General features: G+C 60.7%; 1 protein-coding gene. It reads right to left on the bottom strand.

Going from position 1 to position 201, the window contains the following annotated elements:
• A partial coding sequence (locus JO375_RS14815) for a condensation domain-containing protein (protein ID WP_229525192.1) occupies nucleotides 1-201 on the bottom strand: 201 nt, incomplete at both ends.

Genomic DNA, 201 nt, shown 5'->3' with positions numbered 1-201 from the left:
CCGGCAATCGGTGTGCCGACCACAATGTCTTCTTGGCCGCTGTATTGATGCAACAGCGCGGTGTACGCCGCCAGCAGCACCATATACAGCGTAGAGCCTGTTTGCGCCGCTAGCTCCTTAAGGCGTTCGCTGACTTCACGCTCCAGTCCAAAGACGACCGTATCCCCTGCGGTACTCCGCACCGCCGGTCGGGCAAAGTCG

The sequence above is a fragment of the Paenibacillus farraposensis genome (genome assembly GCF_020736845.1).
Taxonomy (GTDB): Bacteria; Bacillota; Bacilli; order Paenibacillales; family Paenibacillaceae; genus Paenibacillus; species Paenibacillus farraposensis.
Note: the sequence above shows the minus strand (reverse complement) of the source record. Positions and strands in the feature narration are given on the sequence as shown.